The sequence below is a fragment of the Segatella copri genome (genome assembly GCF_015074785.1).
GTDB lineage: Bacteria > Bacteroidota > Bacteroidia > Bacteroidales > Bacteroidaceae > Prevotella.
In genome coordinates this window covers 1,167,219-1,183,169 of record NZ_CP042464.1, presented here as the reverse complement: position 1 = coordinate 1,183,169, position 15,951 = coordinate 1,167,219, and the positions used below count along the sequence as shown (strand labels likewise).

Genomic DNA, 15,951 nt, shown 5'->3' with positions numbered 1-15,951 from the left:
ATATGTCTTTCTAGTCTATTCACGTTTGCAAAGGTAGTGATTTTTTCGGAAATGACCAACAGAAAATAGAGAAAATTTTCGATGAAATCATAAAAAGTCTAATTTGTTTTGTCGTTTCGGGAAAAAGTATTACCTTTGTGCCTAAAATAAATAAGGTATAAATCAATGAAATATACAGAGACAGAAATTGAAGGAGTCTGGCTGATAGAACCTCGGGTATTTGATGATGCTCGCGGCTATTTCTTTGAAGCATGGAAGCAGGCTGACTTTGATGCTCACGTTGGAGGGCATGTGGAGTTTGTGCAAGACAATGAGTCAATGTCTAGTCGTGGGGTGCTCAGAGGACTGCATTATCAGAAAGGTGAATTCTCACAGGCTAAGTTGGTGCGTGTCATCAAAGGCTGCGTGCTGGATGTAGCTGTTGACTTGAGAAAGGGCAGTAAGACTTTCGGTAAATATGTAATGGTTGAACTGAGTGGAGAGAACAAACGTCAGTTTTTCATTCCTCGCGGTTTTGCCCATGGTTTTCTGGTACTGAGTGACGAAGCCATCTTTACTTATAAAGTAGATAATGTTTATGCTCCTGATTACGAAGCCAGTATTCATTGGGATGATCCTACTATCGGAATAAAATGGCCTATTGAAGGAGTTGAGGTGCTTACGTCAGAAAAAGACAGAACCAAGGCAAAGTCTTTCGGAGAGGCTGATTATTTCGAGTAGAATTGGCATTAGCTTTTACCGATTAATTTATTTAAAGAACTCATCATGAAAAAGATAGTTAATTTATGGCTGCTCAGTTGTATCTTGACTCTTGTTGCTTGTGGGCAGAAGGCCGAAAAGCAACAGGAAGTAAAGGAAGATACTGCGGCTAAGAAAATGTTGCAAGGCATTTGGCTAAACGATGACGATGAGGATGATGTGGCGTTCCGCGTAAAAGGCGATACGATTTATTATCCTGATTCTACCAGTCAGCCTGTCTACTTCTACATTGCTGGCGATACGCTTGTAATGAAGGGTGCTAATATTGCAAAATATCCGATCGTAAAACAGGCTGAGCATATTTTCCAGTTTAAGGTGCAGAATGGGGATGTGGTTAAGCTGGTGAAGACGGAAGATAAGTCTTATTTGCAGCAGTTCATCCACAACCATGTTTCCGTGGCGCTGAATCAGAATACGCTGATTAAACGTGATACGGTGGTTGTAAGGGGCGATGAGAAATATCATCTCTACGTACAGGTTAACCCAACAAGTTATAAGGTCTACAAGAGTTCTTATAATGATGATGGTGTTGAGGTAGACAATGTTTATTATGATAATATTGTGAACTTGCATGTTTATCATGGTGCCAACTGTCTGTTCTCTCGTGATTTTCATAAGAAGGATTTCGATAAGCAGGTTCCTGCTTCTTTCTTGGACCAGTCTATATTGAGCGACATCGTATTCAATAAGATAGATGAATCTGGCATTCATTATCTTGCTGTTCTGGCAATGCCTGACAGCAGTTTGAGTTATCAGGTTGAGGTTATCATTTCCTTTGAAGGAAAAATGAGAATGCGGGTTAAGAGCTAAAAAAAGAAATAAAAAAGTCGCCCAGAAAGGGAAAGCATTGGATGTAAGATGCTTTTGTCCTTTCAGGGCGATTCTATTTTTTATGTGCTTATCCTGGAGGGATAGCTTGGTGGCTCAACTTTTAATTGAAGAATCCCAGCAAAGCTCCGGCTGCAACGGCAGAACCGATGACTCCCGCAACGTTTGGTCCCATGGCGTGCATGAGAAGGAAGTTGTGGCGGTCGTATTCCAGGCCTAGGTTGTTGGAGATGCGTGCACTCATTGGTACGGCACTCACTCCAGCGTTTCCGATAAGTGGGTTCAGTTTCTTGCCTTTTGGCAAGAAGAGATTCATCAGCTTGACGAATAAGATTCCGCTTGCCGATGCGATGATGAAAGCAAGAGCACCGAGAGCAAAGATTTTGATGGTGTTTAATGTCAGAAACTCTGAAGCTTGGGTAGAACAGCCTACGGTCAGGCCGAGGAGGATGACGACAATATCATTCAAGCTGCTGCTTGCTGTCTTTGCGAGTCGGGTTGTCTTTCCACTCTCTTTCAGAAGATTTCCGAAGAACAGCATTCCTAATAATGGCAAACCGGATGGAACGATGAAGGTGGTGAGAAGCAGACCGATGATAGGGAAGAGAATCTTTTCGGTCTGTGAAACCTGACGTGCCGGTTTCATCTTGATGACGCGCTCTTTCTTGGTTGTAAGCAGTCGCATCAAAGGTGGCTGGATTACAGGCACCAGTGCCATGTAAGAGTAGGCGCAAACCGCAATGGCTCCCATGAGGTTCGGACTCAGTTTGCTGCTCAGGAAGATGGCGGTTGGTCCGTCTGCTCCTCCGATAATGGCAATGCCAGCTGCCTGGTTAGGTTCGAATCCCAGAGCCAGTGCAATCATGTAGGCGCCGAAGATTCCAAATTGGGCAGCGGCTCCAATCAGGATGAGCTTCGGGTTGGAAATGAGCGCAGAGAAGTCGGTCATGGCTCCAATGCCCAGGAATACGAGTGGCGGGTACCAGCCCTGTTTCACTCCCTGGTAGAAGATGTTCAGAACGGAGTTGTCTTCGTATAAACCTATTTCGAGTCCTGCATCGGCACGGAATGGAATGTTGCCAAGAATGATTCCCAATCCGATAGGAACCAGGAGCAGCGGCTCAAAATCTTTCTTGATGGCGAGCCAGATAAAGAGTGCTCCCACCAGAATCATGATGAGGTTTCCTGCCGAGGCGTTGGCAAAGCCTGTAAAGGTAAGAAACTCATTGAAGTTTTGTATGATGAAATCCATAATTTACTTTGAACTTTGAAAGTTAGACATTGATTTACTTTGAACTTTGAAAGTTGAACATTGAACATTGAACTTTATGATTAGTCTTTTGATTGGAAGAGTAATCATTAGCTTTTTGTCTAAACAGCTTATTACGCGATCGTAACAAGCGTGTCTCCTTCCATTACTGCGTCTCCCTTGTTCACGTTGATGCTGGTAATGGTTCCTGAAGTTTCTGCATCGATGTTGTTCTGCATCTTCATGGCTTCGAGAACGACAACAGTATCGCCTGTGTTCATCTTGTCACCGACTTTCACCTTGATTTCGTTGATAGTACCAGGCAGAGGGGCAACAACTGGTTTGCCTGCAGCAGGAGTTGCTTGTTTGCTTGATGAAGCAGAATCAGAACTTGCTGCAGAACTTGAACCTGCAGCAGAACCTGCGCTTGCAACAGAGCTGGCAGAAATGTTGTTTTGTCCATCAGTTAACTTCACTTTCTGCTTACTGCTCTTAACCGGCTGTTTCATTTCCACTTCGAATGGAATTCCATTCACGGTTACATTGGCGATATTGCCTTCAATATCCTGTATTTCAACGACGTAATCTACGCCTTTAACCTTATATTCGTACTTTGCCATAGTTTCTATATTTTAACGTTGTTATTGTTGTTGTTGAATTTCGGAGCATTCCATCTGGTCTGTTTTGGCTTGATGGTGATAATGCCGGATTCTACATCATGAACATCTTCTAAATATTCCTGTAATGCAAGGGAGATGACTGCCATGTAAATCTCCTTATCAATACCCTTGGTTTCTAAACCATCTTTCAGAATCACGTTGGTCTTATGACTGAGGTCTTGAGTAACCTCGATGGTCTTCTTTCCTGTCTTATATAATAAGGTGGCGTGCTTCTCAGTAGCACGGGCGATGCGCTGTTTATGTTTCATGTAGGCTCCGAAAACCCAGAACACGATGAAGAGGAGAGCAAGGCAGGCAAATACGATTCCCATTGAAAGTACGGCGATTCCTATTCCGTATGGGTCGCTTTTCTTCAATTGCTGGGCTTTACTCAAACCTGTGTTTTGAGGCAGATAGCCTGGAGTTACTGATCCGGCAATGGCTTTCTCCCATGTCTTGAAGTCCTTACTCAGTTCAAAACTCTCATCGGCAGCCAACACTGGCACGCTTACGGAGTCTATCAGGTCAACGGCATTTCCGTCATAGAGTGCTATCCAGTTGGGCATCTTTTCCTGTAGAATAAGATTGAGATGAAAAGGTCCCGAGTTGGAAGAATTCTTTGCCTTCCAATGTTGTCCGTTCCAGCCATCCTGGTACCAGGAACTGCTGTCGAAGATAACGATGCTCTTCTTGCCTCCCAGTGTGGTTCGTGGTTCATTGTTAGGCAATGGACACATCAGCTGTCGGCGAGCTTCAGGCGACATTTTCTTGTCGAGAACCCTTCGGTCGGTGGTTAGGAACATACCACGCACATTATACGTGGTAAAGGAGGAATTGCTCAATTCCACCCATGGTTTGTGCTGCCCGTACTCATCTACAAGATTGGTACGGTTGTCGGTCATCACCTCCGTAATACGGATACTTTTGGCTCCTTGACTCCAAGCGGGCAAGGACGTGATGACTAGCATGGTTATCAGAAATCCCAATTTCTTCATACGCTTACTAACGTTTATAGGGTTATTGTTTCATATTTCGAAAAAATCTGCATCATATAGGAACGATAGCTGTTCCTAGTAGATTCATTAGGTTTATTTCTTGTGCTCAAAGGTACGAAGAATTTCTGAAAAGACAACAAAAAAGGTGCACAAATTTTTGTCTTTGTGCACCTCTTTTATAATTTATAACTATTTCCAGTTGTTTTGTTAACTTTTGTAAGTCTTACGCTCCGCAGAAGAACAGCACCACTATCTGGGCTGTAAAGATACGGAGGAACATGCTCAATGGATAAACCGTAGAGTATCCTACAGCTGGAGCTTCTTTAGAGCAAGAAGCATTTGCATAAGCCAATGCAGGAGGGTCTGTGTAAGTACCGGCGAGCATACCCATGATGGTGAAGTAGTTGAATTTAAACTTCAGGCGGGCAATTGTACCGATGATGAGGATAGGAATAACGGTGATGAGGAAACCACATCCCACATATTTCAAACCGTCACCCTGTACTACTGTGTCCCAGAATCCGGCTCCAGCCTTGATTCCCACACTCGCCAGGAAGAGTACAAGTCCTATTTCTCGCAGCATCATATTAGCCGAAGTCGTCGTATAAGTTACCAGTTTCATGCGATAGCCGAAACGGCCGATGAGGATGGCGATGATCAGCGGACCTCCGGCAATACCCAACTTTAAAGGCACCGGCATTCCCGGAATGGCAAATGGGAGAGAACCGAAGATAATACCTACCATAATGCCTACGAAGATAGTAGCAATGTTAGGCGCATCGAGGCGCTTTACAGAGTTACCCATGATTTCAGCCACACGGTTCACATTCTCTTCAGGACCTACAACCAGAATCTTATCACCTACGTGGAAGTGGTGGTTTCTGCCTGCAAAAATGTCCATTCCCTGACGGGAAATACGTGTTACGTTAACGCCGTATACGCTGGAGAAGTGCATCTTACCCAAGGTCTTACCGTTCATTTCCGGACGGGTAACGATGATACGGCGAGAAACAAAGTGCTGTACTTCATCCTTCTCGCGGTCCCATTCAGCTTCAACCTCTGGTCCGATAAAAGCCTTGATGGCTTCAGCATCAGCCTCTGCACATACAACGAGCAATTCGTCTCCAACCTCAAACTTAGTCTTGCTGTTAGGAATGCTCACCTCGCCATTGTGGAGCAGTCGTGAACATACAATGTCACGGTTCAAGAATTCTGAAACTTCTCTCAGCGTTCTGCCTGTAATATAAGCATTTTCCACGCGCAAGTGCATGTTGTGGGCCTTAGCGTGTGGGTTTGCAGCATCTTCTTCGTTAAGCTGTTCTTCCTCATCAGCAGTATTAATCTTACAGATGTACTTGATAAGGATAGTAGCACCGATAATGCCTACTACACCAAGAGGATAAGCACAAGCATAACCGTTGGCAATACTTGGAGCACCATTAGGGAAGACGCTGAGCAAAGCCTCGTTGGCAGCACCAAGACCCGGAGTATTGGTAACCGCACCATAGAGAGTACCTACCATCATAGGCAAGTTGTTAGGGTTGCTTGTGTCAAAGAAGAGATAATAGCAACCAAACATCACGAGGATGTTGAGTAGAATAGCGCTAGCCGAAAGCATGTTGAGCGTAACACCACCTTTCTTGAAACTCTCGAAGAAACCAGGTCCTACCTGGAGACCAATCATGAAGACGAAGAGGATTAAGCCGAAGTCTTGCACGAAAGTGAGAATTTCCTTTGGACCGGTGAAGCCAACGTGGCCAGCCAAAATACCTGCGAAGAGAACGAAGGTGACACCTAACGAAATGCCGCCAATCTTTATCTTTCCGAGGTAAACACCAATAGCTATCACGATAGCGTAGAGTAGGGCGATGTGAGCCACCGACTCGGTATTGGTGAAGAGATTAACAATCCAATCCATGTATTCGTTTTAAAATCAGAAAATTATATTCCTTGTAGTTTACCAAATGATTTTAGAATTTATGTTTTCTGTTGCTTGTTTTAAATGAAAGATACAGTTCTGTTTATAGAGAGAATCTGTAGATTATTAGGGGATTCAGTTAAAACTGAAAATTGGAGGACATCACATAGGATGCCCTCCAACCTATTTTTTTCTTGTAAAAAATCAAGCCCTTTTTTCAAATGGCTTTCTTTTAAACATAAGATTACTTCTCGATAGCTGCTACACCTGGCAATACCTTACCCTCGATAGCCTCGAGGAGAGCACCACCACCTGTAGAGATGTAAGATACCTGATCAGCCAAACCGAACTTGTTGATACAAGCTACAGAGTCACCACCACCGATGAGTGAGAATGCACCTTCCTTAGTAGCCTCAGCGATTGCGTCAGCAATAGCCTTAGAACCACCAGCGAAGTTGTCGAACTCGAATACACCTGCAGGACCGTTCCAGAGGATAGTCTTGGCACCCTTGATGGCAGCTGCGAAAGCCTTGCGAGTCTCAGGACCTGCGTCCATACCCTCCCAACCGTCAGGGATGTTGTTAGATGGGCAAACCTGAGTATTGCAGTCGTTCTTGAAGTCGTCACCGCAGATAGAGTCTGTGCCGAGTACGAGGTTTACACCGTTCTCCTTAGCCTTCTTGATTACGTCGAGAGCAACGTCGAGCTTGTCATCCTCGCAGATAGACATACCGATCTTGCCACCGAGAGCCTTAGAGAATGTATAAGTCATACCACCGCAGAGAATCAGGTTGTCAACCTTAGTCAACAGGTTCTCGATGATACCGATCTTAGTAGAAACCTTAGAACCACCCATGATAGCTGTGAATGGGCGCTTGATGTTGCCGAGAACTGCGTCAACAGCCTTAACTTCCTTCTCCATCAAGAAACCGAGCATCTTGTGATCCTTGTCGAAAGAATCAGCGATGACAGCTGTAGAAGCGTGCTTGCGGTGAGCTGTACCGAATGCGTCCATTACATATACGTCAGCGTAAGAAGCCAACTTAGCAGCGAACTTCTTCTGACGCTCCTTCATCTCAGCCTTAGCAGCATCGAATTCTGGAGTACCCTTCTCAACGCCAACTGGCTTGCCTTCCTCTTCTGGATAGAAGCGGAGGTTCTCGAGCAAGAGAGCCTCACCTGGCTTCAAGGCAGCTGCCTCAGCATCAGCGTTACCGCAGTCCTTAGCGAACTTAACGTCTACGCCGAGAGCGTCTGATACGTTCTTAACAATCTGAGAGAGAGAAAGCTCTGGTTTAACCTTGCCCTTTGGCTTACCCATGTGGCTCATCATGATGAGCGCACCGCCGTCTGCAAGTACCTTCTTCAATGTAGGAAGGGCACCGCGGATACGAGTGTCGTCTGTTACATTACCATTTTCATCCAATGGCACGTTGAAGTCAACGCGCACGATTGCCTTGTGACCGGCAAAGTTAAAATCTTCAATTTTCATTTTACCTAAATTTTATTTAGTTTATGTACTAATTTATTGTTCTAAACCTTTCTGCTGGTTTCAAAAACCGAAGGCAAAGATACAAATTATATTTGAATCAGCAAAATATAGTAGCGGTTTTTATGATTTTTAGTAGATGAAATCGTCTGTTTGCTATATCGGGTTTGCAAAATTCGTGTTTTGCGCTTCCTTCTGCCTGATTTGTTAAACAAAATGGAGAGAAATGAAATATATTCTTAACAAATTACTTTTTTTTTGGATTTTTCGATAATAAATAGTACCTTTGTGCGCAGTTAAAACGTTATTACATATAAATGAGATAAAATGGCGAAAGATAAGATTGCTTTTGTGTGCAGCAATTGCGGACAGGAAAGTGCCAAATGGATGGGCAAATGTCCTAGCTGCGGACAATGGAATACATTTAAGGAAATTCGTATTGCTGCCGATTCCGGATCGCAGGCTGCGAAGAATGCCGGAATGACCATGCGTCATGGTGGGGCTGCCACGATGTTTGGCGGGCAGCACAGCGAGCATGACGCTGCGCCGATGAAGCTTCGCGATATTTCTGCGATTGATGAACCGCGCATCGATATGAGGGACGAGGAGCTGAACCGTGTGCTGGGTGGCGGAATGGTTCCCGGCAGCATCACGCTCTTGGGCGGTGAACCGGGAATCGGTAAGAGTACGCTCACCTTGCAGACTATTCTGAACATGACTGACCGCCGCATCCTGTATGTGAGCGGAGAGGAAAGTGCCCATCAGATTAAACTCCGTGCCGACCGGTTGGCTAAAGGACAGGCGATGCTCAGAGAGGGTTCATCTGCGGACACACAGAAAACGGTTTCTCTTTCATCAGAAGGAGCCTTTGATCATATTACGGTTCTCTGCGAAACACAGTTGGAGAAAATCTTCAGCCATATCCAGGAAGTGGCTCCACAGCTGATAGTTATAGATTCTATCCAAACTATTGCTACAGAAGAAGTAGACAGCTCGCCGGGTTCTGTTTCCCAGGTTCGTGAGTGTGCAGCCTCCCTGCTCCGATTTGCCAAGACGAGTGGCATTCCGGTTATTCTGATAGGACATATTAATAAGGAGGGAACGCTTGCCGGACCAAAGATTCTGGAGCACATCGTAGATACGGTGATTCAGTTTGAGGGCGACCAGCATTACATGTACCGCATCTTGAGAAGCATCAAAAACCGATTCGGAAGTACTTCTGAGTTGGGAATCTACGAGATGATGCAAGGCGGACTCCGACAGGTGAGCAATCCTTCAGAGTTGCTTCTTACCGAAGATCATGACGGGCTTTCGGGTGTTGCCATCAGCGCAGCCATCGAGGGTGTTCGTCCGTTCCTGGTAGAGACGCAGGCTTTGGTTTCAACAGCAGCCTATGGAACTCCGCAGCGTTCGGCAACGGGTTTTGACCAGCGCCGTTTGAACATGCTCCTGGCGGTTCTAGAGAAACGTGTGGGGTTCAAACTGATGCAGAAGGATGTGTTCCTGAATATTGCCGGAGGATTGAGAGTAACCGATCCTGCCATGGACTTGAGTGTGTTGGCAGCCGTATTGAGCAGCAATGTTGACACACCTATCGAGCAAGGCTGGTGTATGGCGGGCGAGGTAGGTCTGAGCGGTGAAGTCCGTCCGGTGAGCCGTATCGAGCAGCGTATTGCTGAGGCCGAGAAACTCGGATTCCAGCACATCATCATTCCGAAATACAACAATCATGGTTTCGACCATAAGAAATATAAGATAGAAATTCATCCCGTAAGGAAGGTGGAAGAAGCATTCCGCTGCCTGTTCGGGTGAAGTAAAAAGTAATCATACAGTTCAAAGTTCAAAATTCAAAATTCAAAGTAAAATGAAGGATTCAGTAATCATTGTGAGTGGCGGCATGGATAGCATCACGCTGCTCTACGATAAGAAAGACGAGATTGCACTCGGCATTAGTTTTAACTATGGAAGTAATCATAACGAGCGTGAAATTCCTTTCGCCAAGATGCATTGTGAGCGTTTGGGAATCAAGCATATTACGATAGATTTGGGTTTCATGCATCAGTATTTCAAGAGTTCTCTTCTTGAAGGTGCCGATGCAATTCCTGAGGGTCATTATGCTGCTGATAATATGAAGAGTACGGTGGTTCCTTTCCGTAATGGAATCATGCTGAGCATTGCCATCGGCATTGCAGAGAGTAATAAACTGAAGAAAGTTTTCATCGCGAACCATGGTGGCGATCATACGATTTATCCTGACTGCCGTCCGGAGTTTATCAAGGCGATTGATGAGGCTGCTGAAGCAGGAACGTTCGTTGATGTGCGCGTAGTGGCTCCTTATACGAATATTACCAAAGGGCAGATTGCTGAGATAGGTAAGAAGTTGGGCATTGACTATGCTGAAACCTGGAGCTGCTATAAGGGCGGTGAGAAGCATTGTGGCAAATGCGGAACCTGCGTAGAGCGCAAGGAGGCTTTGGCCGAGGCGGGTATTGAGGATACTACCGAGTATGAAGAATAAGGATGAAGATGAACCAGACGTTCTTCGTTCCCTATATATAATAAGGTGTAATCAGAATAAATATAATAAAAGAAAAATGAAAACAGCGATTTTATCTGCGGCGTTGATGCTTGCATCAACTGTTGCGATGGCTCAGAAGAGCAACTTCCAGTTGAAGGTGGATTTGAAGAATTTCAATTCCGATTCTGTACTTGTTTACAAGGGTAGAAATGTTAAGATGGATACGGTTTTGGTGAAGAATGGCAAGTTTACCTATTCTGCAAACCTTGATAAGGCTGCCGGATACGTTTTCCTCTCACCTGAAACTTATCGTGGTGCTGGTCAGTTTATGTTCAACCTGCCTTGTGTTCCTGGCGAGAAGGCTGAAGTTAAGGGCGATACAAAGAACCGCTTCGATATTTCGGGTTCTAAGTTCTATCAGCAGTATCATGAAGTAGATGTTCTGCTGGAGACTGCTAATAAGGAGTTGAGAGATTACGAAGCTTCCCTGAACCAGAGAATCAAGAATGGTGAGACCCAGCAGAGCATCATGGCAGAATATGAGCAGAAGGCTCCTGCCCTGCAAAAGGCAAAGGACGATAAGATTTTCGATTTCGTAAAGCAGCATCCTGATTATGAGGCTTGTGCTACTATCATAGAGCAGTTTGATGATGTCAGCAAGATGGAGAAACTGCTGGGCTTGCTCTCTGAGAATGTGAAAAACGGCAGAATGAAGGCTTTCTACCAGCCAATGATTGATATGGCTAAGAAGCGTGCTGAGGCTGAGGAGAAGGCTAAGAAGGTGCAGGCTGCTGGTGTTGAGGCTCCTGACTTCACGCTGAAGGATATTAAAGGAAATGATTTCAAGCTTTCCAGCCTTCGCGGCAAGATTGTAGTTCTCGACTTTTGGGGTTCATGGTGCGGATGGTGCATCAAGGGAATGCCTAAGATGAAGGAGTATTACGAAAAGTACAAGGGTAAGTTTGAAATTCTTGGTGTAGATTGTAATGATACAGAGGCTAAGTGGAAGGCTGCTGTTGAGAAGCACCAGCTGCCATGGATTCATGTTTACAATCCGAAGGACAGCAAGGTTCTCAGCGATTACGCTGTTCAGGGCTTCCCTACAAAGATTGTGATAGATGCTAATGGTAAGATTATCAAGACTATTGTTGGTGAGGATCCAGCTTTCTACACATTGCTTGATGAAGTGTTGGGCAAGTAATATTACATAAAACAATGTCGCCCTGTAAGTGCAAAAATATATTTGCTCTTACAGGGCGATTTTTTGTTTGTTCAGTATTTTACTTCTTTTTCTTTTTCAATTCCAGTTTCGGAATCTTGATTTTCTGTCCGGCCTTTACGGTGCTTGTACCATTCAGGGCTTCTACGTAGCATTCCATGCCAGAACCTAAATAGCGGGTGCTGATCTGTTCGAGGGTCTGACCGGCGCCAACCGTAACGGTTTGGGCAACTCCTATGATTCGGTAAGCTCCCGTGCGTACGCGAGCATCCTTGTCATACTGGGATGATGCTATTTTCGAAGTAGCCTTTTCTTCGGCTTTATCTTTAGCCTTTTCTTTCGCTTCAGCCTTAGCTTTTGCTTCAGCCTGCTTAGCTTTTTCAGCGCTAGCACTTTCCTCATCCGATTTTTCAGCCAGTTTTACTGCTTCTGCAGTTTTAGCCATACGGATGCTGTCTTCCATCGCTTTCTGGCGGAGTTTCTGTTCCTGAGAGAGTGGGGCGGCAGCTGGTTTGGCTGGGACTTTCTTGGCTGGAGCCTGGTGATACTGGTTTAGCTGCATGGCTAGATGATCGCGCTGGGCAGTCATCTGACCATAGTTGAAGGCAAACCATCCCATTCCGCCAATCAAAGCTACTACGATGAGACAGACTGCAACAACCAGATAGCGAGGAATAACAATATGATGAGAATTGGAAGATTCTTCTTCCTCCTCTTCTTCTTCAGATTCATCTGATGCAGGTACTGCAGGTTCAACAACTGCTTTCAGGGCTTGCTGTTGCTGGGCTAATTCAAGCTTCTCTTGCTCCAGTCTTTCCTGCTCCAGCCTTTCCTGCTCCAGTCTTTCCTGCTCAAGTTTTTCCTGCTCAAGTCTTTCCTGCTCCAGTCTTTCCTGCTCCAGTCTTTCCTGCTCTTGCTTTTCTTTTTCAAGCTTTTCTTTCTGTATTCTTTCCTGCTCCAGTTGGGCTTGTTTTAATCTTTCCAGTTTAGCTTGTTCAATAGCAATTTGCTTTGCCAGTTCGTCTTCGTCTTCTTTTTCTTTTTCCTTTTCAGATCCGATTACAACAACCTCCGGATTTGGAGTTGCAGTTTTTTCTTCGTCCAGAAAATCGATTACTTGTGCAGGAGCATCTTCTGTCTGTTCTTCTCCAAACTTCTCATCTATTTCATCGAAATCTACGCCGTCATTTACCACCACCGTTTCAAATTGGGCGAATGGCTTGTTCACGATTTCTTTCAGGATGTTGTCAGGCGTGAAGGTGAGTTTGTCTCTGCCTTCAATGGTGAAGCGCTCGCCCGTGTTCACATTGATGCTCTCACGGTCTTTCGTGGCCTGTACCTTAAAGGTGCCCAGCCATTTTATCTTCACCTGCTTGTCGGCTTCGAGTCCCTGGTTGCACACATCAAACATTTTCCGGATGAAGAGTTCTGCTTCCACCTGGCTCAGCCCGCTTTTGTCAGCAAGCAGTTTTCCGAGTGTATTTAAACTGAATTTGCTCATTGCTCATCCCCTCCATTCTTTAGTTTTTCCTTGACCGAAGCAACCGGTCGGAAACCCAACACCAACTTAGGCGGCACCAGCTGGCGCTTCTTGGTAGTAGGATTAACCACCACTCGCTCCATGCGCTTCTTCACTTCGAAGGTGCCAAAATTGGGGATAGAGACAGCTTCTCCATCCTCAAACTCGGCAATCATAGCGTCTATCGCCTTGCGCACCAACTTCTGGGTGTCTTCCTGCGAATAGCCGGTTTGCTGAGCCAGTTCAGCGATGTATTCCTTATTGTTCATATTTATTTAATATGTAGTCAAAATTTCTAAAACTCCAGGCTATGGGGGAGAGAATGATTATTTCACCACCTTGCCATAGAGGTCAAATTCCTCGCTTGCAGTAATTTCTACCTGATAGAAACAACCCACGCGCAGACGCTTCTCATCGGCACGGATCAGAACCTCAGGGTCTACTTCCGGAGAGCAGAACTCTGTTCGTCCGATGTAGTAATCGCCTTCCTTGCGGTCGATGATAACGGTCATGGTTTTGCCCACCTTATCTGCCTCAATCTCAGAGCTGATGTCTTGCTGCAGAATCATCAGTTCGTCCAGCCGGCGCTGCTTTACCTCGGCAGGCACGTTGTCTTCGTAGTGGGTGGCGCTGTAGGTTCCTTCTTCCTCAGAGTAGGCAAAGGCGCCCATGCGCTCAAATCTCTGTTCGCGTACAAAGTCGAGGAGCTCGTGGAAATCCTCATCTGTCTCGCCTGGGAAACCAACCATCAGCGTAGTGCGGATGTGAATGCCTGGCACGCGTTCGCGGATGGCCTTCAGCAGATTGATGGTTTCCTGCTTCGTTACGTGGCGATGCATGCTGGTGAGCATGTGGTCGCTGATGTGCTGGAGGGCAATGTCGAGATATTTGCATACGTTTGGCTTCTCGCGCATCACGTCCAGAAGATCCATAGGGAACTGGTTCGGATAAGCATAATGCAGGCGAATCCATTTCACGCCCGGAATATCAGCCATCTCGCTGATGAGTTCGGTAATATGATGCTTGCCGTCAATATCTACGCCGTAGTAGGTGAGTTCCTGAGCGATAATCTGAAACTCCTTCACGCCTTCTGCCACCAGTTCGCGCACCTCCTGCAGAATCTCTTCCTTCGGACGGGAAACGTGCTTGCCGGTGATGATAGGAATGGCGCAGTAGGCACAGTGGCGGTTGCAGCCCTCAGCTATCTTGATGTAGGCATAATGGCGCGGAGTGGTGAGATGACGCTGGCCGTTGCAGGATGAAACTTCCGCCTTGCCGAGTTCCTGCAGAAGCTGCTTGTAGTTGAATTTGCCGTAGAACTTATCCACTTCGGGCATTTCTTCTTCCAGTTCCTTCTGGTAGCGCTGCGAGAGGCAGCCCATTACGTAGAGCTTTCTGAGTCGGCCTTCTTCCTTAGCCTGGATAAACTCCAGGATGGTGTCGATGCTTTCCTGCTTTGCATCCTCGATGAATCCGCACGTATTGATGACGGCTATCTCGCCCTGAGGGCGCTTGGAATCGTGAACGCAATGGTAGCCGTTTGCCTCAAACTGCTTCATCAGCAACTCGCTGTCTACGAGATTCTTCGAGCAGCCCAGGGTAATAATATCTATCTGATTTTTCTTCATTTTCTAATTTTTAAAGAGCGAGTCTACGAATTCTGTCTTGTTGAAGAGCTGCAGATCTTCCATACCTTCGCCTAGTCCGATGTATTTTACAGGCACCTTGAGCTGGTCGCTGATGCCGATGACAACGCCGCCCTTAGCGGTTCCGTCGAGCTTGGTGATGGCGAGCGAGGAGATGTTGGTAACGGCAGAGAACTGCTTAGCCTGCTCGAATGCATTCTGTCCGGTACTTCCGTCGAGCACGAGCATTACCTCGTCTGGTGCCTCAGGCATTACCTTCTTCATCACTTCCTTTATTTTCTTGAGCTCATTCATCAGGTTCACCTTGTTGTGCAGTCGGCCTGCCGTATCGATGAGCACCACGTCGGCGCCGTTTGCCTTGGCGCTCTGCAGGGTGTCGAACGCTACGCTTGCTGGGTCGCTTCCCATCTGCTGTTTCACTACAGGCACACCCACGCGCTCGCCCCAGATGCAAATCTGCTCTACGGCAGCGGCACGGAAGGTGTCAGCAGCTCCCAGAACAACCTTCTTGCCAGCCTTCTTAAACTGGTAAGCCAGTTTGCCGATGGTGGTTGTCTTGCCCACGCCGTTTACGCCTACTACGAGGATAACGTAAGGCTTATGGTCGGCAGGGAGATCCCAGTCTGCCAGGTCATCGCTGTGATTCTCGGAGAGGAGAATGGCGATTTCCTCGCGCAGAATGCGGTTAAGCTCGCTGGTTGAAACATATTTATCGCGGGCCACACGTTCTTCGATGCGGCGGATAATCTTGACCGTGGTTTCTACACCTACATCTGAGGTGATGAGTACCTCTTCGAGATCGTCGAGCACATCATCATCGACGGTAGACTTTCCGGCAACGGCGCGCGCCAGTTTGCCAAACACACTCTCCTTGGTTTTTTCAAGTCCCTTATCGAGAGTTTCTTTCTTTTTGTTGCTGAATAATCCGAATAATCCCATAATCTTGTTTTTTATCTTCTGCAAAGATACTCATTTTTTTTTATTTTATGGCTTTTTCATTTGCTTTTTCGCCCTTTTCAAGAAAAAAAGTAAAGATTTAGAGGGTTTTATGTCATGACAGAAGGGTTTTCGCCGATATTGTGGGTTAATAAGGTTTAATAAATAATGTTGTCAGATACAAAAACAAATCGCCCTGCAAAGGGACAGAAGTGG

The 15,951-nt window shown here is 46.0% G+C and carries 14 protein-coding genes; 5 read left to right on the top strand and 9 right to left on the bottom strand.

The annotated features are described in order from the left end of the window. The first annotated feature begins 165 nt into the window (after positions 1-165). Both rfbC and FO447_RS05255 read left to right on the top strand, forming a co-directional pair. Positions 166-720, top strand: coding sequence for a dTDP-4-dehydrorhamnose 3,5-epimerase (gene rfbC, locus FO447_RS05260; protein WP_118066761.1), 555 nt, complete (start codon positions 166-168; stop codon positions 718-720). 45 nt (positions 721-765) lie between these two features. Continuing rightward, a complete protein-coding gene (locus FO447_RS05255) occupies positions 766-1,569 on the top strand; it encodes a DUF4738 domain-containing protein (protein ID WP_022121791.1) in 804 nt (267 codons plus the stop codon). A 121-nt stretch (positions 1,570-1,690) separates the two neighbouring features. Here the strand turns inward: FO447_RS05255 and FO447_RS05250 are convergent, their stop codons facing one another. The 5 genes from FO447_RS05250 to FO447_RS05230 form a co-directional block, all read right to left on the bottom strand. Next, on the bottom strand, positions 1,691-2,839 hold the full coding sequence (locus FO447_RS05250; RefSeq protein WP_022121790.1) for a sodium ion-translocating decarboxylase subunit beta: 1,149 nt from the start codon (positions 2,837-2,839) through the stop codon (positions 1,691-1,693). A gap of 131 nt (positions 2,840-2,970) precedes the next feature. Continuing rightward, a complete protein-coding gene (locus tag FO447_RS05245) occupies positions 2,971-3,456 on the bottom strand; it encodes a biotin/lipoyl-containing protein (protein WP_200758000.1) in 486 nt (161 codons plus the stop codon). Between the two features lie 5 nt (positions 3,457-3,461). Next, the gene (locus FO447_RS05240; protein WP_118140288.1) at positions 3,462-4,490 is read right to left on the bottom strand and encodes an OadG family protein; all 1,029 of its coding nucleotides are present in this window, start codon (positions 4,488-4,490) and stop codon (positions 3,462-3,464) included. Positions 4,491-4,713: 223 nt separating this feature from the next. Then, positions 4,714-6,408 carry a putative transporter gene (locus FO447_RS05235; RefSeq protein WP_117693730.1) on the bottom strand — a complete coding sequence of 565 codons (1,695 nt, stop codon included), beginning with the start codon at positions 6,406-6,408 and terminating at the stop codon, positions 4,714-4,716. A 244-nt stretch (positions 6,409-6,652) separates the two neighbouring features. Continuing rightward, a complete protein-coding gene (locus tag FO447_RS05230) occupies positions 6,653-7,900 on the bottom strand; it encodes a phosphoglycerate kinase (protein ID WP_022121786.1) in 1,248 nt (415 codons plus the stop codon). A 324-nt stretch (positions 7,901-8,224) separates the two neighbouring features. Here FO447_RS05230 and radA point away from each other — a divergent pair, with 324 nt between their 5' ends. The 3 genes from radA (at position 8,225) to FO447_RS05215 (ending at position 11,616) form a co-directional block, all read left to right on the top strand. Continuing rightward, on the top strand, positions 8,225-9,709 hold the full coding sequence (gene radA / locus FO447_RS05225; protein ID WP_118066321.1) for a DNA repair protein RadA: 1,485 nt from the start codon (positions 8,225-8,227) through the stop codon (positions 9,707-9,709). A 52-nt stretch (positions 9,710-9,761) separates the two neighbouring features. After that, the gene (gene queC / locus FO447_RS05220) at positions 9,762-10,415 is read left to right on the top strand and encodes a 7-cyano-7-deazaguanine synthase QueC (RefSeq protein ID WP_117693736.1); all 654 of its coding nucleotides are present in this window, start codon (positions 9,762-9,764) and stop codon (positions 10,413-10,415) included. A 76-nt stretch (positions 10,416-10,491) separates the two neighbouring features. Further along, positions 10,492-11,616, top strand: a complete 1,125-nt coding sequence (locus FO447_RS05215) for a TlpA disulfide reductase family protein (RefSeq protein ID WP_118140314.1) — start codon at positions 10,492-10,494, stop codon at positions 11,614-11,616. Between the two features lie 79 nt (positions 11,617-11,695). Here the strand turns inward: FO447_RS05215 and FO447_RS15960 are convergent, their stop codons facing one another. From FO447_RS15960 to ftsY, 4 genes are read right to left on the bottom strand one after another with little or no spacing between them, the layout of a single operon-like run. Further along, positions 11,696-13,135: an HU family DNA-binding protein gene (locus tag FO447_RS15960; protein ID WP_234699068.1), complete on the bottom strand. Its 1,440-nt coding sequence runs from the start codon at positions 13,133-13,135 to the stop codon at positions 11,696-11,698. After that, positions 13,132-13,422, bottom strand: a complete 291-nt coding sequence (locus FO447_RS05205; RefSeq protein ID WP_006846479.1) for an HU family DNA-binding protein — start codon at positions 13,420-13,422, stop codon at positions 13,132-13,134. The genes FO447_RS15960 and FO447_RS05205 overlap by 4 nt, the downstream gene beginning before the upstream one ends. Positions 13,423-13,479: 57 nt before the next feature. Continuing rightward, complete coding sequence (gene rimO, locus FO447_RS05200; protein ID WP_022121781.1) at positions 13,480-14,781, bottom strand: 30S ribosomal protein S12 methylthiotransferase RimO; 1,302 nt, start codon at positions 14,779-14,781, stop codon at positions 13,480-13,482. Positions 14,782-14,784: 3 nt separating this feature from the next. Then, entirely contained in the window at positions 14,785-15,738 is a 954-nt protein-coding gene (gene ftsY, locus FO447_RS05195; RefSeq protein WP_117728375.1) for a signal recognition particle-docking protein FtsY, read from the bottom strand. Positions 15,739-15,951: the final 213 nt, after the last annotated feature.

Coding starts and splice junctions, on each gene's coding strand:
- queC (WP_117693736.1), top strand. CDS start 9,762: ATGAAGGATTCAGTAATCATTGTGAGTGGCGGCATGGATAGCATCACG.
- FO447_RS05250 (WP_022121790.1), bottom strand. CDS start 2,839: ATGGATTTCATCATACAAAACTTCAATGAGTTTCTTACCTTTACAGGC.
- FO447_RS05255 (WP_022121791.1), top strand. CDS start 766: ATGAAAAAGATAGTTAATTTATGGCTGCTCAGTTGTATCTTGACTCTT.
- FO447_RS05205 (WP_006846479.1), bottom strand. CDS start 13,422: ATGAACAATAAGGAATACATCGCTGAACTGGCTCAGCAAACCGGCTAT.
- FO447_RS05230 (WP_022121786.1), bottom strand. CDS start 7,900: ATGAAAATTGAAGATTTTAACTTTGCCGGTCACAAGGCAATCGTGCGC.
- FO447_RS05215 (WP_118140314.1), top strand. CDS start 10,492: ATGAAAACAGCGATTTTATCTGCGGCGTTGATGCTTGCATCAACTGTT.
- ftsY (WP_117728375.1), bottom strand. CDS start 15,738: ATGGGATTATTCGGATTATTCAGCAACAAAAAGAAAGAAACTCTCGAT.
- rimO (WP_022121781.1), bottom strand. CDS start 14,781: ATGAAGAAAAATCAGATAGATATTATTACCCTGGGCTGCTCGAAGAAT.
- rfbC (WP_118066761.1), top strand. CDS start 166: ATGAAATATACAGAGACAGAAATTGAAGGAGTCTGGCTGATAGAACCT.
- FO447_RS05235 (WP_117693730.1), bottom strand. CDS start 6,408: ATGGATTGGATTGTTAATCTCTTCACCAATACCGAGTCGGTGGCTCAC.
- radA (WP_118066321.1), top strand. CDS start 8,225: ATGGCGAAAGATAAGATTGCTTTTGTGTGCAGCAATTGCGGACAGGAA.
- FO447_RS05245 (WP_200758000.1), bottom strand. CDS start 3,456: ATGGCAAAGTACGAATATAAGGTTAAAGGCGTAGATTACGTCGTTGAA.
- FO447_RS05240 (WP_118140288.1), bottom strand. CDS start 4,490: ATGAAGAAATTGGGATTTCTGATAACCATGCTAGTCATCACGTCCTTG.
- FO447_RS15960 (WP_234699068.1), bottom strand. CDS start 13,135: ATGAGCAAATTCAGTTTAAATACACTCGGAAAACTGCTTGCTGACAAA.